The following is a 24,762-nucleotide window of genomic DNA, read 5'->3' as shown; positions in this document are numbered from 1 at the left end:
TGATCGGCGGCGCGGGGAGGCGTGCCCGAGCGGCCGAAGGGAACGGTCTTGAAAACCGTCGTGGCAGCGATGTCACCGTGGGTTCAAATCCCACCGCCTCCGCGGCGGGCGTAGGCCCGGCGGATCATCAGGGGCGCCTCTCGCGAGGGGCGCCCCTGACCGCGTTCCCGGTGTTCGTGGTCAGGTCAGGCCGCCGTGGTCGCAGACCAGGCGGGCGACCTCGCGGAGTTTGATGTTGTTCTCCTGCGAGTAGCGGCGCAGCACGTCGAAGGCCTGGTCCTCGGAGAGGCGGTGGCTGCCCATGATGATGCCCATCGCCTCGCCGATGGTGTGGCGGGTGGCGAGGCCCGCTTCCAGCTGGGCGTGCGTGCGCGCGCTGGAGAAGGAGACCGCGGCGTGGGAGGCCAGTAGCCAGCCCGCCAGTTCACTGGCCTCGGTGAAGGCGCCGGGCCTGCGGGAGTAGATGTTCAGCGCGCCGAGCTCTTCGTCCTCGGTGTAGAGCAGGAAGCCCATCATGCTGCCGATGCCGAGCTTGTGGGCCTGGGGGCCGAACGCCGGCCAGCGCGGCTGGTCCCGGGTGAAGTCCGGGATCCGGTACACCCGCTCGCCGTCCTTGGTACGGGCGGCGTCGAAGCACGGCCCCTCGCTCAACCGCTCCTGGAGCCGGTCGCTGTCGGTGACCAGCCGCTCGGTGGGCGCCAGCGTCCGCACCTGACCGCCGTGCAGGACGAGGATGCCGGCGGCGTCGCAGCCCTCCACCAGCTCCACGGCCGAGGCGGTGACCCGTTCCAGCGTGGCGTCGACCGACGTCTGCGCCAGCAGGTCCCGGGCCATCGACGCCATGTGCTGTGCGAAGTCGGCCCAGTTCATCGCGGCTCACCTTCCTGCTGGTTTCGGCTTCCTGCTGGTTTCGGCTTCTTGGCGGTGTGGACTTCGTGCCGGTCCCGACGCAGCCGTACGTCCACCATGGCACGCGAGCCCCACGGAGCGCGGTGGCCGCTGTGCGCGGAGGCGGGTGACGTGGCAGACGGCTGTTCCGGCGCGGCGCCGGGCCTCCCGGACCCGCCGGTCGGTGTCGTGGGCCCGCTCCCGCGCGGCACGCGCCTCACGGGCGGCGGTGATGGCCTCCGGCCGCGGCCGTACAGCTCGTCGGCCACTGAGTCCAGGTCCACCGTGTCCCTCCACGATCGGCGCCACTGTGCCGTGTCCCTCCGCGCTCGGCGTCACCGTGCCGGGTCCCTTCGCGATCGGCTTCGCCGGGTCGACGTCACTGAGGCGAGTTCCGCGGTTCTCGTTCTCTATGCTGCGACGGTCCTGGTCCTGGTCCCGGTCCCGACGTACACCACGGTCGGGCGCCGCACCGCGCCCGCGACGGGCCCGGCTCGGCGTACGACGGCCCCTTCACTGCACCTCCTGGTCCCGGGCCAGTCCCTCCCAGTCCACCCCCCGCAGCGCCGCGTCCGCGTCGCAGGCGAACGGGATCCGGGTCGTGCGCTGGAACCAGACGACCGTGAGGGTCGAGTAGGCGAGGGCCGGGTCCAGCGTGGGGGCGAGCGGGGTGGAGCGGAAGGAGCCGACGCAGGCGACGGGGGGCAGGATCTCGACCGGACCGTAGGCGCCGGGAAAGTGGTGGGGATACTCGCGCGGGGGTGGCACGAGGTGGACCGGAGCGGTGGGGAAGGACCGTTCCGTCGCGCTGAGGAGCCCCCGGATCACCAGGTCGTTGAACGGCTTGCAGGGGTAACCGTCCAGCCCGCCGTACGTCGAGGCGAACCGCACCTCGGCGAGGTCGACGGAGCGGCCGGTGGCGAGGACCACGCGCGTCAGCGACATGGTCCGCACCCCAGAGCGGTCGTGCATGGAGCTCCTCATGGTTCTTGCGCCGCCACGGCGAACCCGTGGTCCTCACGGCCGGTGCCCCGTCATCCGGGCCGCCGAAGCGATCGTCGCCCGCGCCTCACGTTCGGTGAGGCCGGCGTTCAGGGCCGCCTCGACCAGTGGATCGACGAGCGCGGGCCCGATGCCGTCCTCGTAGGCACGGCAGGCCGCCCAGAACAGGCGGGTGTTGCGCTGCCCCTCGTGCGCGGCGAGGACGAACTGGACCAGCCCCTGTCCGTGGTCGCCCGCCGCGGCCGGCGTGGGGCGGTGCGCGTGCGGCGGTGGCAGCAGCAGCCGTAGCAGGGCGGGCGGGCACGCCGCGGGCGCGAGGTGGGCGGTGCCGGGTGCCGTGCCGTAGACGCCGTGCTCGGTGCGGGAGCCGGGGCCGACGAGGTAGCCGCCGGCGCCCCGGATGTCGATGCCCGGCGCGAGCCGGCCGGCGGAGTTGGGGACGACGACGTCCGGCGGCCCGCTCAGCCACAGGTGGCGGCCGCCGCTGGGGGTGATGACGACCACCGTCTCGGGGATCGTGAACAGGTGGCGCAGCGCCAGCTCGCGCAGGGCGGCGGAGGAGTCCGTGCCCGCCTTCGTGTCGAGGTCGATGCCGATCAGATGGTGCGGCGGGAGGCCGCACGCGATGCCGTAGCCGCTCGCCCGGGGGGCCGCGGCGAACAGCTCGCGGATGCGGGCCGGGTCGGTCGAGGCGTCGTACACCCCGTGCCCGGGGCGGCCGCACTCGCCGTGGCAGGGCTGGGGGTCGGGGTCGTCGTGGTGGGGGGAGCGCAGGGCCGGGAGCTTCGTCCGGGACAGGGGCAGGACGGCCAGACCGCGCTCGGCGGCTGACAGGGCGTGTGCGAGGGCCAGCGTCGTGGCCTGCCGGTCGGTGGTGGCCATACCTCTATGTTCGTACGTACGTTCGAAAAAGGGAAGCCGGAATCGGGTGCGACGCGCCCGGGGCGGGGAGGTTGGCCGGAAAAGTGCCGGAGCGGTTCTTCTCGTGCGGCGCTTGGGGCCGGACCGTCCGGACTGTCCCGACCTGGGCGCTGGAAGTCGCGTTAGGGGTTTATCGACTTGTCGTAGCACTTGAGGGCGAATCGCGCCTTCCGGGGTGGTTCGCCGGGGATTCGGTGGGCAACTCTGATCTTGCGACGTCGTGCACAGCACCGAGGCGGTAGGCCAACTGCCCTGGTAACAGCCGTACTTCACGTACTGCACGTACTGCACGTACTCACGTACGTCACGTACGTCAGGTACTCACGTTGGTGTTCTGGAGGAACAACATGGCAAGCATCCGTACTGCCCGCGTCATCGCCGCCGTCTCCGCCCTTCCGCTGGCAGCCGTTCTGTTCACCGGCGTCGCGGCGGCGGACAACGGCGCCATCGCGGACAACGGATCGAACGCGGGTGTGGCGAGCGTCATCGGCAGCGGTGTCGGCCACGACAACAACGGCAACTCGTCCACCACGCAGCAGAACGCGGTCGGCAACGGCGCCTCGAACCAGAGCAACACCGCCCAGGTCAAGGGTTCCGCGTTCACGGCCATCAACCAGGGGAACAGGAACGTCGCCATCAACTTCAGCGAACTGTGGTGAGCCGGCGCCCCTGACGCAGGGGACGCGGGGTGCGCACGTTGGGGTGCAGGGGGTCTGCGCGGCGGTGCTTCGGCGCCGCCGCGCAGGCGTTTTCCCGTGTGCCGCCGTGACCTTGACAGTGCATCGGATCTGACGGACAGTCAGAAACCCGACGGTCGGAGGTGCGGTGTCGTGGACGACGAGCTGGGCGCACGGCTGAAATCCTACGAGGGACGGGCCGCCACCCTCACCGGAAGAGGCCGCGACCCCGTCAACCTGCCGATGATCCGGCACTGGTGCGAGGCCATGGGCGACACCAGCCCCGCCTACACCGGCCCCGGCGCCGTCGCCCCGCCCACCATGCTGCAGGCCTGGACCATGGGCGGCCTCGCCGGCCACGCGGGGCGCGCGGCGGCCCACGACGAGATGTTCGCCCTGCTCGACGAGGCCGGCTGCACCTCGATCGTGGCGACCGACTGCGAGCAGGAGTATCTGCGCCCGCTGCGCCCCGGCGACGAGGTCACCTTCGACACCGTGATCGAGTCGGTGTCGCCGCGCAAGACGACCAAGCTCGGCACCGGGTACTTCATCACGACCCGCACCGACGTCCGGGTCGGCCCGGACGTCGTGGGCACGCACCGCTTCCGCGTCCTCAAGTACGCCCCGGCCGGGACCGGCCCGAAGCGTCCGCCCCGTCCCCGCCCCGTCGTCAACCGCGACAACGCCGGCTTCTGGGAAGGCGTCGGCCGGCGCCGTCTGCTCATCCAGCGCTGCACCTCCTGCGCGTCCCTGCGCTTCCCCTGGCTGCCGGGCTGCGCCGGCTGCGGCGGCCCCGACTGGGACACCGTCGAGGCGAGCGGCGAGGGGACGGTGTACTCGTACGTCGTCATGCACCACCCGCCCTTCCCCGCCTTCGACCCGCCCTACGCGGTCGGCCTGATCGAGCTCGCCGAGGGAGTGCGCATGATCAGCGACGTGGTGGGCGTGCCGTACGACAAGGTGCGCATCGGCATGCCGGTGCGGCTCGAGTTCCGCTCGTACGACGAGGAGCTGGTGCTGCCCGTGTTCCGTGCCCGGGAGGAGGCCGCCGGATGAGAGCCGGTGACACGCTGCCCCCGCTGGAGATCCCGGTCACCCGCACCCTGATCGTGGCCGGGGCCATCGCCTCCCGCGACTACCAGGACGTGCACCACGACGCCGAGCTGGCCCGGCAGAAGGGCTCCCCGGACATCTTCATGAACATCCTGACGACGAACGGCCTGGTCGGCCGCTACATCACCGACCACTTCGGCCCGGCGGCGGTCCTGCGCAAGGTGGTCATCCGGCTCGGGGCGCCCAACCATCCCGGTGACACCCTGGTGCTGACCGGCACCGTCGAGGAGGTCGACGGCGACACCGCGACGGTCCGCGTGGTCGGGGCGAACGGCCTCGGCAGCCATGTCACCGGCACGGTCACCGTCACCGTCCCGTCGGGGGGTGCCGGATGAGCGTCCGTCGGAAGGACGGCCTCGGCGGGCGCGCCGCGATCGCTGGCATCGGGGCCACGGAGTTCTCCAAGGACTCGGGGCGCAGCGAGCTGCGGCTGGCCGTGGAGGCGGTGCGCGCGGCGCTCGACGACGCGGGGCTGACACCGGGCGACGTGGACGGGATGGTCACCTTCACCATGGACACCAGCCCGGAGATCACCGTGGCCCAGGCCTGCGGGATGGGCGAGCTGTCCTTCTTCTCCCGGATCCACTACGGCGGCGGCGCGGCCTGCGCGACCGTCCAGCAGGCGGCGCTGGCCGTCGCCACCGGAGTGGCCGAGGTGGTCGTCTGCTACCGCGCCTTCAACGAGCGCTCCGGCCGCCGCTTCGGCTCCGGCGTGCGCCACCGCGAGCCCTCGGCGGAGGGCGCCACACTCGGCTGGGCCCTGCCGTTCGGGCTGCTCACCCCGGCCTCGTGGGTGGCGATGGCCGCCCAGCGGTACCTGCACACCTACGGCCTGACCCCGGAGGTGTTCGGGCACGTGGCCGTGGTCGACCGCCGGTACGCGGCGACCAACCCGGCGGCGTACTTCCACGGCCGCCCCATCACCCTCGCCGACCACGCGGCCTCGCGCTGGATCGTCGAGCCGCTGCGGCTGCTGGACTGCTGCCAGGAGACGGACGGCGGCCAGGCGGTTGTCGTCACCACGCCGGAGCGGGCCCGCGACCTGCGCCGTCCGCCAGCCGTGATCGCCGCGGCCGCCCAGGGTGCGGGCCGCGGCCAGGAGCAGATGACGAGCTTCTACCGCGACGACCTCACCGGCCTGCCCGAGATGGACGTGGTGGCCCGCCAGCTCCGGCGCACCAGCGGGCTCACCCCGGCCGGCGTGGACGTGGCGATCCTCTACGACCACTTCACGCCGTTCGTGCTGATGCAGCTGGAGGAGTTCGGGTTCTGCGGGAAGGGGGAGGCGGCGGACTTCGTCGCCGGGCGGTCGTTGCCGATCAACACGCACGGAGGCCAGCTGGGAGAGGCGTACCTCCATGGGATGAACGGGATCGCGGAGGGCGTGCGCCAGCTGCGCGGGACGGCCGTCAACCAGGTTCCCGGGGCGCAGCAGGTGCTGGTGACGGCCGGGACGGGGGTGCCCACGTCCGGCCTGGTCCTGGCCGCGGACCGCTGAGCGCCGACACGGCCCCCAGGGGTCATCCCGCAGTATCCCGGGCCCGCTCGTCCACCTTCAGGAGGTGCAGCCACCTCCACCCCTACAACCTGAGGCGGATTCGGCTTCGGGACCTGCGGCCGATCCGCCGGAGGTACCTCCGCTCCTAGCGTGGAGCCATGACCACACCCGTCTGCACCCGCGCTTCGAACGCCGCCGCACCGGCGACGCAGACCCCCGCCTACCCGTCGTTCGCGTCGTACGTGAAGGCACGGCAGCCGGTGCTGCTGCGGACCGCCCGGTCCCTCACCGCGAACCCGAGCGACGCGGAGGACCTGCTGCAGACCGCGCTCGCCAAGACGTACGTCGCCTGGGAGCGCATCGAGGACCACCGCGCGCTCGACGGCTATGTGCGCCGGGCGCTGCTGAACACCCGCACCTCGCAGTGGCGCAAGCGCAGGGTCGACGAGTTCGTGTGCGAGGAGCTGCCCGAGCCGGAGCCCGTGCGCGGCGGGGACGACCCGGCCGAGCAGCAGGCGCTGCACGACGCGATGTGGCGGGCGATCATGAAGCTGCCCGCACGGCAGCGGGCGATGGTCGTTCTCAGGTACTACGAGGACCTGAGCGAGGTCCAGACGGCCGAGGTGCTCGACGTGTCCGTGGGCACGGTGAAGTCGGCGGTCTCCCGTGCGCTCGGCAAGCTGCGCGAGGACCCTGAGCTGGGGCTTGTTCGGTAATGCGCCTGTTTGGTGGGCCGTGAGGGGCCCGCCTGGGGGCCACGCGGACCCGACATCTTGTGATCGATCACCCGGACCCTAGTGACATACCACGCGGTATGTGCGCAGAATCAGCGCAACCCTTACCGCCGCGTAGGCAATGTCGCCCCGGGAGGACACCGTGCTGAGCACGATGCAGGACGTACCGCTGCTGATTTCGAGGATCCTGACCCACGGGTCGACGGTCCACGGGACATCGCAGGTGACCACCTGGACCGGCGAGGGCGAGCCGCACCGCCGCTCCTACGCCGAGATCGGGGCCAGGGCGGCCCAGCTCGCGCACGCCCTGCGTGAGGACCTCCAGGTCCAGGACTCCGACCGGGTGGCCACGCTCGCCTGGAACAACGCCGAGCACGTCGAGGCGTACTTCGCGATCCCCTGCATGGGCGCGGTGCTGCACACGCTGAACCTGCGGCTGCCCGCCGAGCAGCTGGCGTTCATCGTCAACCACGCGGCCGACAAGGTCGTCATCGTCAACGGCTCGCTGCTGCCGCTGCTCGCCCCGCTGCTGCCGAGGCTGCCCTCGGTCGAGCACATCGTGGTCACCGGCCCCGGCGACCGCTCCGTCCTCGAAGGCGCCCGCGCCCGGGTCCACGAGTACGAGGACCTGATCGCCGCGAAGCCGACCAGCTACGACTGGCCGGAGCTGGACGAACGCCAGGCCGCCGCCATGTGCTACACCTCGGGCACCACCGGTGACCCCAAGGGTGTGGTCTACAGCCACCGTTCGATCTATCTCCACTCCATGCAGGTGAACATGGCCCAGTCGATGGGCCTGACCGACCAGGACACCTCCCTGGTCGTGGTCCCGCAGTTCCACGTCAACGCCTGGGGCCTGCCGCACGCCACGTTCATGACCGGCGTCAACCTGCTCATGCCGGACCGCTTCCTGCAGCCCGCCCCGCTCGCCGAGATGATCGAGAGCGAGAAGCCCACCCACGCGGCCGCCGTCCCGACCATCTGGCAGGGACTGCTCGCCGAGCTGACCGCCAAGCCGCGCGACGTCTCCTCCCTCACCCAGGTCACCATCGGCGGTTCGGCCTGCCCGCCCTCCCTGATGGAGGCGTTCGACAGCCTGGGCATGCGGGTCTGCCACGCCTGGGGCATGACGGAGACCTCACCGCTCGGCACGGTCGCCCGCCCGCCGGCCCACGCGGTCGGCACCGACGAGGAGTTCGCCTACCGCCTGACCCAGGGGCGCTTCCCGGCCGGCGTCGAGGCCCGCCTCACCGGCCCCGGCGGCGAGCGCCTGCCCTGGGACGGCGAGTCCGCGGGCGAGCTGGAGGTGCGCGGCAACTGGATCGCGGGCGCCTACTACAACGGCCCCGACGCCGAACCCCTGCGCCCCGCCGACAAGTTCAGCGAGGACGGCTGGCTGAAGACGGGCGACGTCGGGACGATCAGCTCCGAGGGATTCCTCACCCTCACCGACCGTGCCAAGGACGTCATCAAGTCCGGCGGCGAGTGGATCTCGTCGGTGGACCTGGAGAACGCGCTGATGTCCCACCCGGACGTCGCCGAGGCCGCCGTCGTCGCCGTGCCGGACGAGAAGTGGGGCGAACGCCCGCTGGCCACGGTCGTGTTGAAGGAGGGGTCCACCGCCGACTTCGCGTCCCTGCGCGCCTTCCTCGCGAGCGACGTCTGCAAGATCGCCAAGTGGCAGCTCCCGGAGCGCTGGACGATCATCGAGGCCGTACCGAAGACCAGCGTGGGCAAGTTCGACAAGAAGGTCCTGCGCCGCCGCTACGCCGACGGCGACCTGGACATCACCAGGATCTGAGACGGCGACCTGGACGTCACCAGGATCTGGGACGGCGACCTGGACGTCACCAGGATCTGGGACCGCGGTCGACGGCACCGACCGGCGCGCACTCCGCGTCAGTTGGTGCCGATCCGCGAGAGCAGGTCGACGATCCGGTCCTGCACCTCGGGGCTCGTGGAGCGTTCCGCGAGGAAGAGCACCGTCTCGCCGGAGGCCAGCCGCGGCAGGTCGGCCTGGTCGACGGCAGCGGTGTAGACGACGAGCGGTGTGCGGTTGAGCCGGTTGTTCGCCCGCAGCCAGTCGACGATCCCGGCCTGGCGCCGGTGCACCTGCATCAGGTCCATCACGACCAGGTTGGGGCGCAACTGCCCCGCCAGCGCCACCGCGTCCGCGTCGCTCGCGGCCCGCGCCACCTGCATCCCGCGCCGCTCCAGCGTCGCGGTCAGCGCCAGCGCGATCTCCGCGTGCTCCTCGATCAGCAGCACACGCGGCGGATGCTGCTCGCTGTCCCGCGGCGCGAGCGCCTTCAGCAGGACGGCCGGGTCGGCGCCGTACGCCGCCTCGCGCGTCGCCTGCCCGAGTCCCGCGGTCACCAGGACCGGCACCTCGGCGGCGACCGCCGCCTGGCGCAGCGACTGGAGCGCGGTCCGGGTGATCGGACCGGTCAGCGGGTCCACGAACAGCGCGGCGGGGAAGGCCGCGATCTGCGCGTCGACCTCCTCGCGCGAGTGCACGATCACGGGCCGGTAGCCGCGGTCGCTCAGCGCCTGCTGCGTCGTCACGTCCGGCGCGGGCCACACCAGCAGTCGGCGCGGGTTGTCCAGCGGCTCCGGCGGCAGTTCGTCGTCCATCGGCTGCGGCCGCGGCGGGTCAGCGATCTCGACGGCCCCGCCGGGCCCGTCCAGCGGCTCGGGCCCCTCGGCGGCGTTCTCGTCCGGAGCCCCTATGGCGTACGACCGTCCGGCGGCCTCCGTCGCCTGCGCGAGCCGCGGCTGGCCGGCGAGCGACGGCTGCGCCTGGCGCTGCTGCCCCGTCGCGGAAGCCTGCTCGGCCGGCGGGTGCGGACGGGCCGCCTGCTCCGGGGCGGCCGCCGCTGCGCCGGGTTCGGCCCGGGTGCCCAGCTTGCGGCGCCGGCCGCCACCGGCCGGGGTGTGCGGCGCGGGCGACGGGGACGCCCCCGCGTGCGTCTGTTCGGGTGTGGGGGAGGCCGGCTGCTGGACCTGCTCGGCCTGCCGGGTGAAGGGCACGCCCTGTCCCAGCGTCCGGACGCTGATCGCCCGTCCCTGCGTGGAGTTGGGGTCGACGGGCGCGCCGGGGGCAGCCGGTGCCGCGGCCGCGGCGGCCGCCTCGGCGGGCAGCGGCTGGGCGGGGCGCGCCGGAGCCTGCGCCTGCGCCGCGGGAGCCTGCGGCGGCAGCGGGGTGGCCGGAGCCTGCGCGGGCCGGCCGGGGGCGGCCTCGACGGGGAGCGGCCCGGCGGCGTTCTCCCGGACGGGAGCGCCCGGCGCGGCCGGCGGCGGGGCGGCGGGCTGCGGCTGGGCGGCGGGCTGCGCCGCGTTCGCGGCCGGGGCCGCGGCCGGTGCGGCCTGCGCGGGGACCGGCTGGGCGGCGGCCTGCGCCGGTGCGGGCACGCCCTCCTGCGCCGCCGCGGGCTGCGCCACCGCACGCCGACGGCGCCCCGTCGGCGCGCTCGTCGGATGCGGCTGGGGCGGTGTGTGGTCGCCGGACTGGTCGTGCGGCACGGCGTCGTGCCGGCCGTCCTCGGCCCGGGCGCCGGCGGAGGCGGCGGAGCCGTGGCCGGCCGTGCCGGGCACCTGCGCCGCGACGGGGGCCGCCTGGACCGGAATCTGCGGCTGGGCCTGCGCGGGCCCGGGCGCCTGTCCCCGCGCCGGAACCTGCGCCTCCATGGCCTCGGCCGGGCGGTCCGCCTCCGCCGGAGGCAGGGCGAACACCGAACGGGGAGCCGCCTCCTGCGCCGCGGCGCGGTCCTGCGCGGCGGCCAGGGCACGGCGCCTGCGCCCGGTCGGCTCGGCCTTCTCGGCGAGCGCGGTCGGGTCGCCGGACGCGGTCGGGTCGCCGGACGCGGCGAGCGCGGGCAGCGCCGCGGGCAGGGCGTTCTGCTCACCGCCGCCGTGCCGGGCACGCCGGCCGCCCGGCGCGGGCACGCCCTGCGGAGGCACCGTCCCGCCCAGGCCCGTACCGGCGGCAGCCGTTCCCGCGGAATTCTCGCCCGCCATCACCACGGCGCCCTCGGCCGGCCGGCCGCGCCGCCGCCCGGTGCCACCGGCCACCTCCAGCGCGCCTGTGGTCGAGGCCGCGGCGGCCTCCGACTCCTCGACGGCACGCCTGCGCCGCCGGCCGGTGGGGGCGGCGGCCTCCGTGTCCTCGCGCTCGGCGGGGCCACCGGACCCGCCGGAGCCGTCGCCGTCCAGGAACGCGTCGACGGAGGAGCGCCGTGCGCGCCGCCGTCCGCCGGAGGTCTGGTCGGACACGCCGTCGTCGGCACCCGCGGCCTGCGCCGGGATCCCGGCCGTCACGGCCCCGGCACCGCCGCCGATGGGCACCTCGAGGACGTACGCGTTGCCGCTCATGCCCGGCACCTCGTGGGTCTGCAGCACACCGCCGTGGGCGCGCACGATCCCGCGCACGATCGGCTCGTGCACCGGGTCTCCCCCGGCGTACGGCCCGCGCACCTCGATCCGTACGACCTCACCGCGCTGCGCGGCCGCCACCACCACGGTGTTGTCCATGTAACCGCCCGCCGAGACGGGCGCGTTGCCGGTCGCGTCGACGCCCGCGACGTCCGCGATCAGATGGGCGAGCGCGCCCGCCAGGCGCTGCGGGTCGACCTCCGCCTCGATGGGCGGCGCGTGCACCGCGAACTGCACCCGGCCCGGCCCGATGAGGTCGACGGCGCCGTCGACACCGGCCGTGACGACCGTGTCGAGCATCACCTTCACACGGGTGATCTGCTCGCTCCCGGCGTCGATGAGCTGGTAGCCGAGCACGTTGTCGATGAGCGTGGTGATCCGTGAGTAGCCGGCCGACAGATGGTGCAGCACCTGGTTGGCCTCGGGCCACAGCTGCCCGGCGTCGTCCGCGGCGAGCGCGGCCAGCTCGCGCCGCAGCTCGTCCAGCGGGCCGCGCAACGACCGTCCCAGCAGCGTCAGCAGCTGGTCGTGCCGCGCGGCGAGCGCCTCGTAGCGGTCCTTCTCCCGCTCGCCGAGGGCGGCGTAGCGCTCCTCGCCCGCGGCGATCTCCTCGCCGTGCTGCTCCTGCAGGTCCTCGAGTTCGGTGACGTGCTTCTGACGCAGGGCGGTGAGTTCGGAGGCGTGCTCCTCCTCCAGGCGCTCCAGCTCCTCGGTGTGCCGCTTCTCCAGGTCGGTCTTCTCGTCGGCGAGCATGTCGTACGGCCGCCGGTCGGTGAAGGTCATCACGGCACCGACGAGCTGGTCGCCGTCGCGCACGGGCGCGGTGGTCAGGTCGACGGAGACCCGGTCGCCGCCCTTGGCGAACAGCACCTGACCGCGCACCCGGTGCTTGCGCCCGGAGCGCAGGGTGTCGGCGAGCGGCGACTCGGCGTACGGGAAGGGGGAGCCGTCGGCGCGCGAGTGCAGCGCCAGCTCGTGCAGCTCCTTGCCGCCCAGGTCGCTCGCCCGGTATCCCAGGATCTGCGCGGCGGCCGGATTGACGAGCACGATCCGCCCGTCGGTGTCCGTCCCCACCACGCCCTCCGACGCGGCCCGCAGGATCATCTCGGTCTGCCGCTGCGAACGCGCCAGCTCCGCCTCGGTGTCCACGGTCCCGGTCAGGTCGCGTACGACGAGCATCAGCAGCTCGTCGCCGCTGTAGCCGTAACCGTCGTAGGCCTGCTGGCCGTTCTCCAGGTTGGCGCTGGTGACCTCGACGGGGAACTCCGCGCCGTCGGTCCGCCGCGCGATCATGCGCGTCGGCTTGGTCCGCCCGGCCGGGTCCATGTGGTCGGGCCGGCGCATGGAGCCGGGGATCAGCTTGGAGTCGAACTGCGGCAGGAGGTCGAGCAGTCCCCGGCCGACGAGTGCGGTCCCGGGCGCTTCGAACGCCTCGAGCGCGATGGTGTTCGCGTTGACGACGGTACCGTTCGCGTTGACCAGCACCAACGCATCGGGAAGCGCGTCCAGTATGGCTGCGAGGCGAGCAGCGCCTCGGGATGGCCTGCTGCTCACGAGACGCTTCCTCCCTGTTACCGCATCTTGCCGACCGCTCGGGCCATCTTGCCAACCTGCCCGCGACGTGTCACGCGAGGGAGTCTACGGGCACCGCTCGCGGTCGCGGCGGCGGATGAGAGGGAGGTCGCACGAGGAAGTGACGTAGAACGTGTGACCGCATCCCCTGGCCTGCGCGCCTTGCCCGCCCTTGACTCCCGCCCCACACGCCGGCCACACCGCCTCCACGATTTCGCCGCTGCGCCGGCGCCCGTCCGGCCGCGCCCGTCCGGCCCGCCCGCCCGGCTTCCGCCTCCGCTTCCACGGCAGCCTGTGCGGCTACGGCAGCCCGTGCGGCCGCAGGTCGGGCAGCAGCGGTACGAGCCGGTCCCAGCGGCCGATCTCGCACCCGTTGCTGCGGTCGTACGAGGCGTCGACGGGCCGCCCGGCCCACCATCCGGTGACGTGCGCGGTGGCCGGCCCGCCGTACTGCATGGTGCAGACGCTGTCGTCGGGCACGGGCGCGAAGGTGTCCTTGCCCCACGTCGTGCCGCGGTCGAGCGCCGCGCAGGCGGCGTAGGGGGCGGGATGGGTGCCGCCTTCGGGATGGCAGCGGAGCTCGTACGTCCCGTCGAGGCCGTCGCCTGCCCGCCGGACCGTGACCGTGAGGTGGTCGCCGGCGACGGCCTCGTGCCGGTCCCCGGCGTCCTTGTTCTGTGCGGGCGGCGGTGCGAGGGCGGGGCGGGCGGCGTCGGCGTGCGCGGCGCCGGACGCGACGCAGGGCACGACGGAGGCGGCGGCGGTCGCGGCGACGACCAGGAACCGGGCGAGCGACATGCCCTGACTAACGCCTCACCCACCAGGACGTTGCGCCTCCCGCCCCACCGGCGACGGGAGCCCGGCACGAGCGGAAGGGCTTTGCTCTGCGGCCCGCCTGCCTAGTACCGTAGGAGCCGATTGGTGACACCACGCTCGACTGTGTCATCATCTGCACGCACCACTCGCGCGAGCGGCTGTGCTGGAGGCGTCGCCTAGTCCGGTCTATGGCGCCGCACTGCTAATGCGGTTTGGGTCTTAAAGCCCATCGAGGGTTCAAATCCCTCCGCCTCCGCCCTTGATCGACATGATCACCGAAGCCCCGGTCCACCCGACCGGGGCTTCGTCGTTCCGGCAACCGCCCCGACAGCCGTTCCCGCAGGTCACAAGGGGTGCGGCAAACGGATTTCACATGGCGGCGGCAGTCATGTAATGTTCTTCCTGTCGCCGCGAGCGGGCCGAAAGGACCAGGACCGGCAAAAACAAAACAAGCACTCGTAGCTTAACGGATAGAGCATCTGACTACGGATCAGAAGGTTGCAGGTTCGAATCCTGCCGAGTGCACACAGGTGAGAGGCCCCGCAGCGATGCGGGGCCTCTTGCGTTGTAGGGGAGTTTGCCGGCGGCTTTCCGGTCGTCGGCCCGCCCGGTGGTCGTCCGCTTCCGTGCCGTCAGTGTGTCAGGGTCGCCAGGCCGAGGATCACCAGGACGACTCCCATGAATCCGAACTGCAGTCTCATGCGTTCAAGGTTCTTCCAGGGCGTTCCCCATCGCGTCCTGTTGCGCTCCGAGAAGGTCGCGTCCGACCAGTCCCACACCCAGATGTCCACGCCGCGCCAGCCACAGGCCACCACGATGAAAGCGCCGCCCGCGATCAGTGCGAGCACCCCACGGAGAAGCACGTCGTTCCCTCTGCCTCATGACCAGCGTCGGTGTCGGGACATTGTCGCAGGAGGTGCCGGAGGTGCCGAAGGTGACGGGGGCGTTGTCCGGCGGGCGGGAGGAAGGGCCGCGCGGTCAAGGCCGCATGTGGCGGCCGGCATCGGCGGCCGGCGCCGGTGAGCGTGAGCGGCAGTCGTCGGTGAGCGTGAGCGGCAGTCGTCGGCCTCGTCGCTCACGTGGCGAGCGGCCGAGGGGCGGAGGGGCGGAGCCGGTGTGCGTGGACCGCTGTGCGACTCCAGCCGTGCGGTGCGCGCCGGGACAGGTGAGAGGCCCCGGGCTGGGCCGGGGCCTCTCCATGGCTATGTGATGCTGATCCCGATGCTCGTCAATCGCATTCTGAGCCGACGTGATTGGCTTGGCCGCCTGGATTGCCCTCGCCGTTGATGGCGTTGCCCAGGAGGCCGTTGAGGAGGCCGACCTGGCCGAGGACGTCCAGGTTCAGGTCGTGGGACCTGCATCCACCGCCGTGTCCGGCGGGCGCGCTCGGAGCGGCGCTGGCGGAGCCGGTGCCTATGAAGCCGACGAGAGCGATGACGGCGGCTGCGGCAGCCGCCTTGGGGAGCTTGCGCATTTCTCCTCCTTGGGTTGGGTCGAGCGCACCGTTGAAAGATCCACTCCACAAAGATCCACTTTGCGCTCATTTCGGAGGCTAGTCCGATATGTTCCAAGGCGCTCTTCGAGACTGCCATCCGTGCCTCACGGCTCGGCCAGTTGGCTCTCAGGGCATGGAGAGGGGCGGGCACGAAACGTGTCGCGCCGTCAGGCGTAGGTCCAGCGCCAAGCGTTCGCGCTGTACGTGCACTTGATCGCCGATCCGCCGGCGGTGGTGGTGACGGCCCCGTGGTCGCTGCTGCGGCAGAACTGCCCCGCCGCATAGCAGTTGCCCGCGTTGGAGACGATCGAGCACGTACCGGTGCCTCCTCCGCCCCCGCTGCTGCTCCCGCTTCCGCCGCTTCCGGTGGACGTGCCCGCGGCCTTCACGGTGACCGTTCGCGTGACGGTGACCGTCGGGCGGGGCTTCGGCCTGGCCGTGACGGTCTCGGTGACCGTCGGTCCCGGCTCGGGTGTCGCCGTCACCGTCGCGGTGACGGTCGTCGCGGGCTCGGCCTTGGTCTCGACGGGCTGCCGGCCTCCGTCGCCGCAGCCGGTCGCGCTGAGTATCAGGCTCGCGACGAGCAGACCCGCGCTGCCCAACCGTGCTCTGTTCATCCAGTCCCCCCTGGCGCTTCGAGTGAACCGACCGTAGTTCCAGGGCGGGCGATGTGTGGAAAATGTACAAAAGGAGTGACCCGTTTGTGATGCCCCTGGTCAGTGGGGCGCGGCCGGAGTCCGACGGTGCGGGAGCACTACGCCGCTTCGGCCAGGCGGCGGAACGCCAGCGTGGTGCGCGGGTGCGCGATCTCGTCCAGGACGTGGCGCCACTCGGGGTCGGACAGGGCCGGATGGGCCGTGTCCCAGGCGGTCAGGAAGGGAGCCAGATCGCTCTCGTCGGTGGCTGTGACCAGGTCGTTCAAGGAACTGCTCGGCCGGGAGGACTGCTGCGGCCTCATGGGAGTCTCCCTTCGGAGAGAGCCTGTGCAGGCGTTGGTTCGCTGGGTTCCACGATGCCCCGACCGCCCTTCCGGCACCATGAGGCGCCCTACCGGGTCCGGGGTACGGCCGACCGTACCCGCAGGGGGATGCCCTCCCCCCGCCTCCCCCCTGCGGCGGCCGGTCCCGTCCGTGCGGCCTCGCTCCTGCAGGTACCCAGCCCGTCGGTCGGCTCACGTCACGTTCTCGGCACGCTTTAGTCTCGACAGCGATGGCACAGGCATGGAAGTGCTCGGGGCTGCGGTGGTCGGCGGACGGTCCCGTGCTGGCGTGGGACGGCGGGCGGCGCAGCGCGCTGGCCCGGGGGAAGCGGGTGGCCTTCGCGGTCGCGGACGGGGGTGTGCGCCGATGCGTGGGAGCGCGGGGGCACGCGTGTCCGGTGCGGGCGGTCGTGCCGGGGCGGAGCACGGGGGCGCGGTGCGAGGAGTGTGCGCGTCTGGACCGGGCGCACTCCGTGGCCGCCGACACGATCGCGGACGACCCGCGGCCGTACCACGTATATCTGGCCTGGTTCGGGCCCGGCATGGCCAAGGTCGGGATCACGGCTGCGGAGCGGGGTTCGGCGCGGCTGCTGGAGCAGGGCGCCGTCTGCTTCAGCTGGCTCGGCCTGGGACCGCTGATGGCCGCCCGGCGCACGGAGGAGCTGCTGCGCGCCGCGCTGCGGGTGCCGGACCGCATCCCGTACGCCGAGAAGCGGGCGGTGCGCTCCCGGCTGCCGGAGTCCGCCGCCGAGCGGGCGGCCGAGATCCGGGCGCTGCACGCACGGGCCGCGGCGCTGGACCGGTGGCCGGATTCGCTGGCGCGCGAGCCGTGTGAAGTCGTCGACCACGCCGGGGTGTTCGGGCTGGCCGGGTTGCCGGGTGCAGCGGGGGAGGTGAGCGAGCTGGTCGCCGGCGGGCGGCTGAGCGGGGAACTGCTCGCGGCCGCGGGGCCGGACCTGCATCTGGCGGCCGGGCGCGGGGTCGTCGTGCTGGACACCCGTCTGATGACCGGGTGGGAGATCGTCCCGGCCGTGGGTGAGGATGGATGCAGCGTGCCTGTGCGCGGGTTCAGGGAGGCGGCGGGAGTTCAGGACGGCCTGTTCTGAAGCGGCTGAGAGTTCGAGAGGGCGTATGACGGAGACGGCGGAGGGCGCGGAGGTCCGGCTGTTCTGGGAGCGGCTCCGCCTGCCCGGACTGGTGGATGTGCACACGCACTTCATGCCGGAGCGGGTGTTGCACAAGGTCTGGGACTACTTCGACGCGCTCGGCCCGCTGACCGGCGGCGTCGAGTGGCCGATCACCTACCGCGAGGAGGAGGCGGAACGGCTCGCGCGGCTGCGGGAGTTCGGGGTACGCCGCTTCACCGCGATGCTCTACCCCCACAAGCCCGGCATGGCGCAGTGGCTCAACGGCTGGGCGGCCGACTTCGCCCGCCGTACGCCCGACTGCCTGCACACCTCCACCCTCTTCCCGGAGCCGGGCGTCGAGGCGTACGTACGGGAGGCCGTCGAGGCGGGCGCGCGGGTGTTCAAGGCCCATGTGCAGGTGGGGGCGTACGATCCGGCGCACCACCTGCTCGACCCCGCCTGGGGGTTGCTCGCCGAGGCGGGCGTCCCCGTCGTCGTCCACTGCGGCTCGGGACCCGCCCCCGGCAAGCACACCGGACCCGAGCCGATCGCGCGCGTGCTGGCCCGCCACCCGCGGCTCCGGCTCGTCGTCGCACACATGGGCATGCCGGAGTACGAGGACTTCCTCGACCTCGCCGAGCGGTACGGCGAGGTGCGGCTGGACACCACGATGGCGTTCACCGACTTCAGCGAGCGGTTCGCGCCGTTCCCGAGCCGGGCCCTGCCCCGCCTCGGCGGCCTCGGCGACCGCATCCTGCTGGGCAGCGACTTCCCCAACATCCCTTACCCGTACGTCCATCAGCTGCACGCCCTGGAGCGGCTGGGGCTCGGCGAGGAGTGGCTGCGGGCCGTCTGCCACGACAACGGAGCGCGGCTGTTCGGCCTGTGAGGAGCGCACAGGCGGGCTTTACGCCCTGATCACCCCGGCCCGGCGGATGATGAGGGCGACCGGGCCGTGCGGTGAGCGCCCGGCAGGCGGTTCCCAGGGGTTCCCTGAGAGGCCCCTGTGCGTTTCTCAGGGAAATCACAGGTTGCCGAAAGGGTGCTCTCAGAGCACACCGACAGTGTTTCCACCATGACCACGACCTCGCCCCAGGGGCGCACCGAACTGCTGAGGCCGGACGGGAGCCCCGTCCGCGTGCTTGTGGTGGACGACGAGCTGTCGATCACCGAACTGCTGTCCATGGCCCTGCGCTACGAGGGATGGCAGATCCGGAGCGCGGGAGATGGCACGGGTGCCATCCAGACCGCGCGGGAGTTCCGGCCGGACGCCGTCGTCCTCGACATGATGCTGCCCGACATGGACGGCCTGACCGTCCTGGGCCGGCTGCGCCGCGAGCTGCCGGACGTGCCGGTCCTCTTCCTGACCGCCAAGGACGCGGTCGAGGACCGCATCGCGGGGCTCACGGCCGGCGGCGACGACTACGTCACCAAGCCGTTCTCCCTGGAGGAGGTCGTCGCGCGGCTGCGTGGTCTCATCCGCCGTTCCGGCGCCGCCGACCGGCGCTCCGAATCGGTGCTGGTCGTCGGCGACCTCACGCTCGACGAGGACAGCCACGAGGTGTCGCGGGCCGGGGACAACATCCACCTCACCGCCACCGAGTTCGAGCTGCTGCGCTTCCTGATGCGCAATCCGCGGCGCGTGCTCAGCAAGGCCCAGATACTCGACCGCGTGTGGTCGTACGACTTCGGCGGGCAGGCCAACGTGGTCGAGCTCTACATCTCGTATCTGCGCCGGAAGATCGACGCCGGGCGGGAGCCGATGATCCACACCCGGCGTGGTGCCGGCTATCTGATCAAGCCCGCCGCGTCATGAGCGGACGGCGACGACCGCGGGCGCAGAAGCGACGGGCGGGACAGCCGCGCACCCTGCGGGCGCGGCTCGTCGTCGCGTCCGTGGTGCTGATCGCCGTCGTGTGCGCGGTGATCGGAACGGTGACGACGCTGGCGCTGCGCTCGCATCTCTACGACCAGCTGGACGGACAGCTGCGTGAGGCCACGGCGCGTGCGTCGGGGGACTTCAAGCCGCCCGGCATGGGCAGGGACGGCTCGCCGCCGGGACAGGGCGGCGGCCAGAACCCGATCGCGAAGACGACGGATCTCGGTGACTTCGTCAAGCACGCTCCGCAGCCCAGCGGCACGGTCGCGGCCACCGTCGTCAACGGCAGCGTCACCGAGGGCAAGGTGGGCAAGAAGTCCAACTCCACCTACGAGATGAGCGCCAGGAACCTGACCAGCGCTCAGAAGAGCGCGCTCGGCCAGGTCTCCCAGGACGGCAATCCGCACACCGTGGACCTGCCGGGACTCGGTAGCTACCGGGTCGAGTACCGCAGCGGCTACTACGTCGGCCTCCCCACCCGGGAGACCGACAGCACCATCAACACCCTCATCCTCGTCGAGGTCAGCGTCACCGCCGCCGGGCTCGGGGCCGCCGTCATCGCGGGCTACGCGCTCGTCGGCGTCGCCACCCGTCCGCTGCGCCGGGTCGCCGCCACGGCGACCCGGGTCTCCGAACTCCCCCTGCACACCGGCGAGGTGAACCTCAGCGAGCGGGTGCCCGTGTCCGAGACCGACCCGCACACGGAGGTGGGCCAGGTCGGGGCCGCGCTCAACCGCATGCTGGACCACGTCCACGGCGCCCTGCACTCCCGTCAGCAGAGCGAGATGCGGGTCCGGCAGTTCGTGGCGGACGCCAGCCACGAGCTCAGAACACCCCTGGCCTCCATCCGCGGGTACGCCGAGCTGACCAGACGCGGCAGGGAACAGGTCGGCCCCGACACCCGGCACGCCCTCGGCCGTATCGAGTCCGAGGCCGGCCGGATGACGCTCCTCGTGGAGGACCTGCTGCTGCTCGCCCGGCTGGACGCCGGACGGCCGCTGCAGTTCGAGCAGACCGACCTCATTCCGCTGGTCGTCGACACGGTCAGCGACTCCCGCGCGGCCGGCATGGACCACAACTGGCGCCTGGACCTGCCCGACGAACCCGCGCTGGTCAGTGCCGACGCGGCCCGGGTCCAGCAGGTGCTGGTCAATCTGCTCGGCAACGCCCGCAAGCACACCCCGCCCGGCACGACCGTCACCGCACGCCTGCAGCGCCGGGGACCGTGGCTGTGCGTGGACGTGGAGGACAACGGACCGGGCATCCCGGCCGACCTGCTCCCGCACGTCTTCGAGCGGTTCGCCCGCGGCGACTCGGCGCGCTCACGGGCGACGGGCTCCACCGGACTGGGACTTGCGATCGTGCAGGCCGTCGCGGCCGCGCACGGCGGTGCGGTGACCGTGGACAGCGTCCCGGGACGCACCGTGTTCACCGTCCATCTGCCGGCGCTCGCCGCGGCGCTGCCCCATCCGGCCCCCGAAACGAATTGGCAATCGCACTCACAGGCGCAGCACAGTGCCACCACATGGGTGCAACAGGGCGCTTGACCAGAGTCGTTCGTATGCGAACCGACTCTTCTCCCGGCACCTTGCCGGCGCGGGAGCACCTCCCGGCCGGCGACGCCGGTACGCCCGTCCTGGATGTAGTGATCCCCGTCTACAACGAGGAGAAGGACCTCCAGCCGTGTGTGCTGAGACTGCACGAGCACCTCAGGCGCACGTTCCCGTACGCGTTCCGCATCACGATCGCCGACAACGCGTCGACCGACGCCACCTCCCTGGTGGCGGCGCGGCTGGCGGCGGAGATTCCCGAGGTCGCCGACTTCCGCCTGGAGCAGAAGGGCCGGGGCCGCGCGCTGCGCACGGTGTGGTCCGCCTCCGAGGCGCCGATCCTCGCCTACATGGACGTGGACCTGTCCACCGACCTCAACGCCCTGCTGCCGCTGGTGGCGCCGCTGATCTCGGGCCATTCGGACCTGGCGATCGGCTCGCGGCTGGCCCGCTCCTCCCGCGTGGTGCGCGGGCCCAAGCGGGAGTTCATCAGCCGCGCGTACAACCTCATCCTGCGCGGCTCGCTGCAGGCCCGCTTCTCCGACGCGCAGTGCGGCTTCAAGGCGATCCGGCGTGATGTCGCGCAGGTGCTGCTGCCGCTGGTCGAGGACACCGGCTGGTTCTTCGACACCGAGATGCTGGTCCTGGCCGAGCGCGCGGGCCTCAGGATCCACGAGGTGCCGGTCGACTGGGTCGACGACCCGGACTCGACCGTCCACATCGTGCGGACGGCGACCGAGGACCTCAAGGGGGTGTGGCGGGTGGGCAAGGCCCTGGCCACCGGCTCGCTGCCGCTGGACCGGATCACCCGGCCGTTCGGCGACGACCCGCGCGACCGCGACATCCAGGACGTACCGAAGGGGCTGGCCCGCCAGCTCGTCGGGTTCTGCGTCGTCGGCGGTCTGTCCACCCTCTTCTACCTCCTCCTCTACAGCGTCTTCCGGCAGTTCAGCGGCTCGCAGATCGCCAACGCGCTCGCGCTGCTGGTCTCGGCCGTGGCGAACACGGCCGCCAACCGGCGCCTCACCTTCGGGGTGCGCGGCCGCGGCGGCGCCGTCCGCCACCAGGCGCAGGGCCTCGTGGTCTTCGGCATCGGCCTCGCGCTGACCAGCGGATCGCTCGCCGCCCTGAACGCGGCGACGTCGAACCCCGCGCACTCCACCGAACTCGCGGTCCTGGTCGCCGCCAACCTCGCGGCGACGGTCCTGCGTTTCCTGCTCTTCCGCGCGTGGGTCTTCCCCGACCGGGCCGAGGGCGAGCCGTCCACCGTGGTGGCCTTGCACAACCCGTCCTCGCCGACCTACGCCACGGCCGCGCACCCGGGGTACCGGCCGCAGCCGTACGGCCGGCAGGCACACCAGCCTCCGCTGCCGCAGCCTCCGCTGCCGCAGCGGCCGGTCGCCTGTCCCGTCGCGCACCAGCACCACGAGACGACCCAGATCCGCGCCGGCGACGTCGCGGACCGCAGCTGGGAGGACGCCACCCTGCACCTTCAGCCGGTGCGTCCGACCGAGACCGATCCGAGGGACCCCCGATGACCACCCACTTCGACCGGACGACCCACGAGGGAGGAGCCGCACCCTCCTCCTGGGGCCCGCCTTCCACGGCCACTCCGGCCGCCCCGGCCGCGGCGGAGCCGGCGCCCTCCGCGGCCCCCCAGGGCGGCGAGCCGAAGCAGCCCTTCGCCCGCAGACTGTGGCGCGGCCGCCCCGAGGACCCGCGCTGGGCACGCCCGGCCTTCCTCGGCCTGCTGGCCGCCACCCTGCTGCTCTACCTCTGGAACCTGAGTGCCTCCGGCTACGCCAACTCCTTCTACTCGGCGGCCGTCCAGGCCGGCAGCCGGTCCTGGAAGGCGTTTTTCTTCGGCTCGCTGGACGCCGGCAACGCCATCACCGTCGACAAGCCCCCGGCCTCCCTGTGGCCGATGGAGCTGTCGGTGCGCGTCTTCGGCCTCAACTCGTGGGCGATCCTCGTCCCCGAGGTCCTGATGGGCGTCGCCACGGTCGCCGTGGTGTACGCGGCCGTACGGCGCCGGTTCAGCCCCGCCGCCGGTCTGATCGCGGGCGCGGTGCTCGCGCTCACTCCCGTCGCGGCGCTGATGTTCCGGTTCAACAACCCGGATGCCATGCTGGCGCTGCTGATGGCGCTCGCCTGCTACTTCACCGTCCGCGGTATCGAGGACGGCAGGACGAAGTGGCTGATGTGGGCCGGTGCCGCGATCGGTTTCGCCTTCCTGGCGAAGACCCTGCAGGCCTTCCTGATCCTGCCGGCCCTCGCGTTCGTCTACGCGGTCTGCGCGCCGGTCCCGCTGAGGAAGCGGCTCGGTCAACTGGCCGCGGCCACGGCCACGCTGGTGGTCTCCGGCGGCTGGTGGGTCGCGGTCGTCGAGCTGTGGCCGGCGTCCTCGCGCCCCTACATCGGCGGCTCGCAGAACAACAGCTTCCTTGAACTGACCTTCGGCTACAACGGCTTCGGCCGCCTCAGCGGCGACGAGACCGGCAGTGTGGGCGGCGGTGGCGGCGGCACCGGCTCCGGCATGTGGGGCGAGACCGGCTGGAACCGGATGTTCAACTCCGAGATCGGCGGCCAGATCTCCTGGCTGCTGCCGGCGGCGCTGATCCTGCTGGTGGCCGGCCTCGTCGCGACGAGGAGGCTCGGGCGGACGTCCGTCACCCGCGCCTCGTTCCTGGTCTGGGGCGGCTCGCTGCTGATGACCGTGATCGTCTTCAGCTACATGGCGGGCATCTTCCACCAGTACTACACGGTGGCGCTCGCGCCCTACATCGCGGCCGTGACCGGCATGGGCTCCGCGCTCCTGTGGGAGAAGCGTCGCGAGACGTGGGCCTCGATCACCCTCGCGGCCGCGGTCGTGGCCGGTGCCGCCTGGGGCTACGTGCTCCTCAACCGCACGTCGGACTACCTGCCCTGGCTGAAGTACCTGGTCCTGGTCGGCGGTCTCGCCGCCGCGCTCGGCCTGATCTTCGCGGGCCGCGTCAGCCGCCGGCTCGCCCTCGGGGCGGCGGCGGTGGGCCTGGTGGCCGCGCTGGCCGGTCCGACCGCGTACACCCTCAGCACCCTTCAGGAGGGCCACACCGGCTCCATCGTGACGGCCGGTCCGTCCGGCGCGAGCGTGATGGGCGGCCGCGGCGGCCCCGGCGGCGGAGGCATGCGCGGCGGCTTCGGCGGCGGCATGCCGGGCCAGAACCAGCAGGGCCAGCAGAACCAGCAGAACGGCAACGGCGGCACCCAGAACGGCAACGGCCTTCCGGGCGGCGGCTTCGGCGGCGGCATGCCGGGCCAGAACCAGCAGGGTCAGCAGAACCAGCAGGGCCAGCAAGGCCAGCAGGGCCAGCAGAACGGCGACGGCGGCACCCAGGGCCAGAACCGGCAGGGCGGCCCCGGTGGCGGAGGCGGCGGTGCCGGCGGCCTGCTGAACGGCGCGAGCGTCAGCTCGCAGGCGAAGAAGCTGCTGGAGACGGACGCCTCGAAGTACACCTGGGTCGCCGCGGCCATCGGCGCCCAGAACGCGGCGAGTTACCAGCTCTCCACCGGCGACCCGGTGATGGCGATCGGCGGCTTCAACGGCACCGACCCGTCCCCGACCCTGGCCCAGTTCAAGAAGTACGTGGCGGACGGAAAGATCCACTACTTCATCTCGTCCGGCACCGGTGGCGGCATGGGCGGCAGCGGCAGCGGCACTTCCTCGCAGATCACGTCGTGGGTCGAGAAGAACTTCAAGAAGGTGACGGCCGGTTCGGCCACCTTCTACGACCTGACGCAGAAGGCGAGCGGCTGACGCGGCGCACGAGCGGCCCACGCCGACGGAACATCGTTGTACGTACACCGTATGGCCACACCGCCATACGGTGTACAGCGTTTTCTGGGCGTCGCGATCCCTCGTGGCCCGTGCCGTCGCCGTGCCGCCCGGTGGGCTGCCGGCCGCGGCGTTGCTGTGTCGTGCTGAGCGGGCAGACTCGGGGGTGTTGGTCGCCTGAGAGCTCGGTGGCATCGACCGTCTGGCGGCTGCGGGTCGAATTGGGTTGATCGCGCAGTTCCCCGCGCCTGTTCAGATTCGCTGCC

General features: G+C 72.4%; 21 protein-coding genes and 3 tRNA genes. 15 read left to right on the top strand and 9 right to left on the bottom strand.

Annotated elements, in window-relative coordinates; translation table 11 throughout:
* Positions 1 to 15: 15 nt before the first annotated feature.
* Positions 16 to 102, top strand: a tRNA-Ser gene (locus tag ACIRPX_RS38835).
* Between the two features lie 78 nt (positions 103 to 180).
* Here ACIRPX_RS38835 and ACIRPX_RS38830 read toward each other — a convergent pair.
* The 3 genes from ACIRPX_RS38830 to ACIRPX_RS38820 all read right to left on the bottom strand — a co-directional run bounded on the left by ACIRPX_RS38830 (position 181) and on the right by ACIRPX_RS38820 (position 2,772).
* A complete protein-coding gene (locus tag ACIRPX_RS38830; protein ID WP_404204266.1) occupies positions 181 to 870 on the bottom strand; it encodes a GAF and ANTAR domain-containing protein in 690 nt (229 codons plus the stop codon).
* 531 nt (positions 871 to 1,401) lie between these two features.
* On the bottom strand, positions 1,402 to 1,860 hold the full coding sequence (locus ACIRPX_RS38825) for a hypothetical protein (RefSeq protein ID WP_404204264.1): 459 nt from the start codon (positions 1,858 to 1,860) through the stop codon (positions 1,402 to 1,404).
* 45 nt (positions 1,861 to 1,905) lie between these two features.
* Complete coding sequence (locus ACIRPX_RS38820) at positions 1,906 to 2,772, bottom strand: bifunctional DNA primase/polymerase (RefSeq protein WP_404204262.1); 867 nt, start codon at positions 2,770 to 2,772, stop codon at positions 1,906 to 1,908.
* A gap of 386 nt (positions 2,773 to 3,158) precedes the next feature.
* On the opposite strand from ACIRPX_RS38820, the gene ACIRPX_RS38815 reads away from it, so the two are divergent.
* The 6 genes from ACIRPX_RS38815 (at position 3,159) to ACIRPX_RS38790 (ending at position 8,634) form a co-directional block, all read left to right on the top strand.
* Positions 3,159 to 3,470, top strand: a complete 312-nt coding sequence (locus ACIRPX_RS38815; protein WP_404204260.1) for a hypothetical protein — start codon at positions 3,159 to 3,161, stop codon at positions 3,468 to 3,470.
* A 171-nt stretch (positions 3,471 to 3,641) separates the two neighbouring features.
* Positions 3,642 to 4,544: a bifunctional MaoC family dehydratase N-terminal/OB-fold nucleic acid binding domain-containing protein gene (locus ACIRPX_RS38810; RefSeq protein ID WP_404204257.1), complete on the top strand. Its 903-nt coding sequence runs from the start codon at positions 3,642 to 3,644 to the stop codon at positions 4,542 to 4,544.
* The gene (locus ACIRPX_RS38805) at positions 4,541 to 4,936 is read left to right on the top strand and encodes a MaoC family dehydratase (RefSeq protein ID WP_404204255.1); all 396 of its coding nucleotides are present in this window, start codon (positions 4,541 to 4,543) and stop codon (positions 4,934 to 4,936) included. The genes ACIRPX_RS38810 and ACIRPX_RS38805 overlap by 4 nt, the downstream gene beginning before the upstream one ends.
* A complete protein-coding gene (locus tag ACIRPX_RS38800) occupies positions 4,933 to 6,099 on the top strand; it encodes a lipid-transfer protein (RefSeq protein WP_404204253.1) in 1,167 nt (388 codons plus the stop codon). The genes ACIRPX_RS38805 and ACIRPX_RS38800 overlap by 4 nt, the downstream gene beginning before the upstream one ends.
* A 158-nt stretch (positions 6,100 to 6,257) precedes the next feature.
* Positions 6,258 to 6,815 (top strand): SigE family RNA polymerase sigma factor, encoded by a 558-nt coding sequence (locus tag ACIRPX_RS38795; RefSeq protein WP_404204251.1) that lies wholly within the window; start codon positions 6,258 to 6,260, stop codon positions 6,813 to 6,815.
* Positions 6,816 to 6,954: 139 nt separating this feature from the next.
* The gene (locus ACIRPX_RS38790) at positions 6,955 to 8,634 is read left to right on the top strand and encodes a long-chain fatty acid--CoA ligase (protein WP_404204249.1); all 1,680 of its coding nucleotides are present in this window, start codon (positions 6,955 to 6,957) and stop codon (positions 8,632 to 8,634) included.
* A 98-nt stretch (positions 8,635 to 8,732) separates the two neighbouring features.
* Here the strand turns inward: ACIRPX_RS38790 and ACIRPX_RS38785 are convergent, their stop codons facing one another.
* Both ACIRPX_RS38785 and ACIRPX_RS38780 read right to left on the bottom strand, forming a co-directional pair.
* A complete protein-coding gene (locus ACIRPX_RS38785) occupies positions 8,733 to 12,818 on the bottom strand; it encodes a PAS domain-containing protein (RefSeq protein WP_404204247.1) in 4,086 nt (1,361 codons plus the stop codon).
* Positions 12,819 to 13,136: 318 nt separating this feature from the next.
* The gene (locus tag ACIRPX_RS38780; RefSeq protein WP_404204245.1) at positions 13,137 to 13,634 is read right to left on the bottom strand and encodes an SSI family serine proteinase inhibitor; all 498 of its coding nucleotides are present in this window, start codon (positions 13,632 to 13,634) and stop codon (positions 13,137 to 13,139) included.
* 183 nt (positions 13,635 to 13,817) lie between these two features.
* On the opposite strand from ACIRPX_RS38780, the gene ACIRPX_RS38775 reads away from it, so the two are divergent.
* Both ACIRPX_RS38775 and ACIRPX_RS38770 read left to right on the top strand, forming a co-directional pair.
* A tRNA-Ser gene (locus tag ACIRPX_RS38775) sits at positions 13,818 to 13,908 on the top strand.
* A 196-nt stretch (positions 13,909 to 14,104) separates the two neighbouring features.
* A tRNA-Arg gene (locus tag ACIRPX_RS38770) sits at positions 14,105 to 14,177 on the top strand.
* A gap of 107 nt (positions 14,178 to 14,284) precedes the next feature.
* On the opposite strand, the gene ACIRPX_RS38765 is transcribed toward ACIRPX_RS38770, so the two are convergent.
* From ACIRPX_RS38765 to ACIRPX_RS38750, 4 genes are all read right to left on the bottom strand, one after another.
* Entirely contained in the window at positions 14,285 to 14,515 is a 231-nt protein-coding gene (locus tag ACIRPX_RS38765) for a hypothetical protein (RefSeq protein WP_404204243.1), read from the bottom strand.
* A gap of 365 nt (positions 14,516 to 14,880) precedes the next feature.
* Entirely contained in the window at positions 14,881 to 15,126 is a 246-nt protein-coding gene (locus tag ACIRPX_RS38760) for a hypothetical protein (protein WP_404204241.1), read from the bottom strand.
* Between the two features lie 188 nt (positions 15,127 to 15,314).
* Positions 15,315 to 15,764 (bottom strand): hypothetical protein, encoded by a 450-nt coding sequence (locus ACIRPX_RS38755; protein WP_404204239.1) that lies wholly within the window; start codon positions 15,762 to 15,764, stop codon positions 15,315 to 15,317.
* Positions 15,765 to 15,901: 137 nt separating this feature from the next.
* The gene (locus tag ACIRPX_RS38750; RefSeq protein WP_404204237.1) at positions 15,902 to 16,105 is read right to left on the bottom strand and encodes a hypothetical protein; all 204 of its coding nucleotides are present in this window, start codon (positions 16,103 to 16,105) and stop codon (positions 15,902 to 15,904) included.
* Between the two features lie 251 nt (positions 16,106 to 16,356).
* Here ACIRPX_RS38750 and ACIRPX_RS38745 point away from each other — a divergent pair, with 251 nt between their 5' ends.
* From ACIRPX_RS38745 to ACIRPX_RS38720, 6 genes are all read left to right on the top strand, one after another.
* Positions 16,357 to 17,232 (top strand): DUF2797 domain-containing protein, encoded by an 876-nt coding sequence (locus ACIRPX_RS38745; RefSeq protein WP_404204235.1) that lies wholly within the window; start codon positions 16,357 to 16,359, stop codon positions 17,230 to 17,232.
* A gap of 25 nt (positions 17,233 to 17,257) precedes the next feature.
* On the top strand, positions 17,258 to 18,142 hold the full coding sequence (locus tag ACIRPX_RS38740) for an amidohydrolase family protein (RefSeq protein ID WP_404204233.1): 885 nt from the start codon (positions 17,258 to 17,260) through the stop codon (positions 18,140 to 18,142).
* 186 nt (positions 18,143 to 18,328) lie between these two features.
* Positions 18,329 to 19,069 (top strand): response regulator transcription factor, encoded by a 741-nt coding sequence (locus tag ACIRPX_RS38735; RefSeq protein ID WP_404204231.1) that lies wholly within the window; start codon positions 18,329 to 18,331, stop codon positions 19,067 to 19,069.
* Positions 19,066 to 20,679, top strand: coding sequence for an ATP-binding protein (locus tag ACIRPX_RS38730; RefSeq protein ID WP_404204229.1), 1,614 nt, complete (start codon positions 19,066 to 19,068; stop codon positions 20,677 to 20,679). The genes ACIRPX_RS38735 and ACIRPX_RS38730 overlap by 4 nt, the downstream gene beginning before the upstream one ends.
* A gap of 14 nt (positions 20,680 to 20,693) precedes the next feature.
* Entirely contained in the window at positions 20,694 to 22,220 is a 1,527-nt protein-coding gene (locus ACIRPX_RS38725; protein WP_404204227.1) for a glycosyltransferase, read from the top strand.
* On the top strand, positions 22,217 to 24,478 hold the full coding sequence (locus ACIRPX_RS38720) for a glycosyltransferase family 39 protein (RefSeq protein ID WP_404204225.1): 2,262 nt from the start codon (positions 22,217 to 22,219) through the stop codon (positions 24,476 to 24,478). The genes ACIRPX_RS38725 and ACIRPX_RS38720 overlap by 4 nt, the downstream gene beginning before the upstream one ends.
* Positions 24,479 to 24,762: the final 284 nt, after the last annotated feature.

The sequence above is a fragment of the Streptomyces sp. NPDC101225 genome, from assembly GCF_044767585.1.
GTDB lineage: Bacteria > Actinomycetota > Actinomycetes > Streptomycetales > Streptomycetaceae > Streptomyces.
Note: the sequence above shows the minus strand (reverse complement) of the source record. Positions and strands in the feature narration are given on the sequence as shown.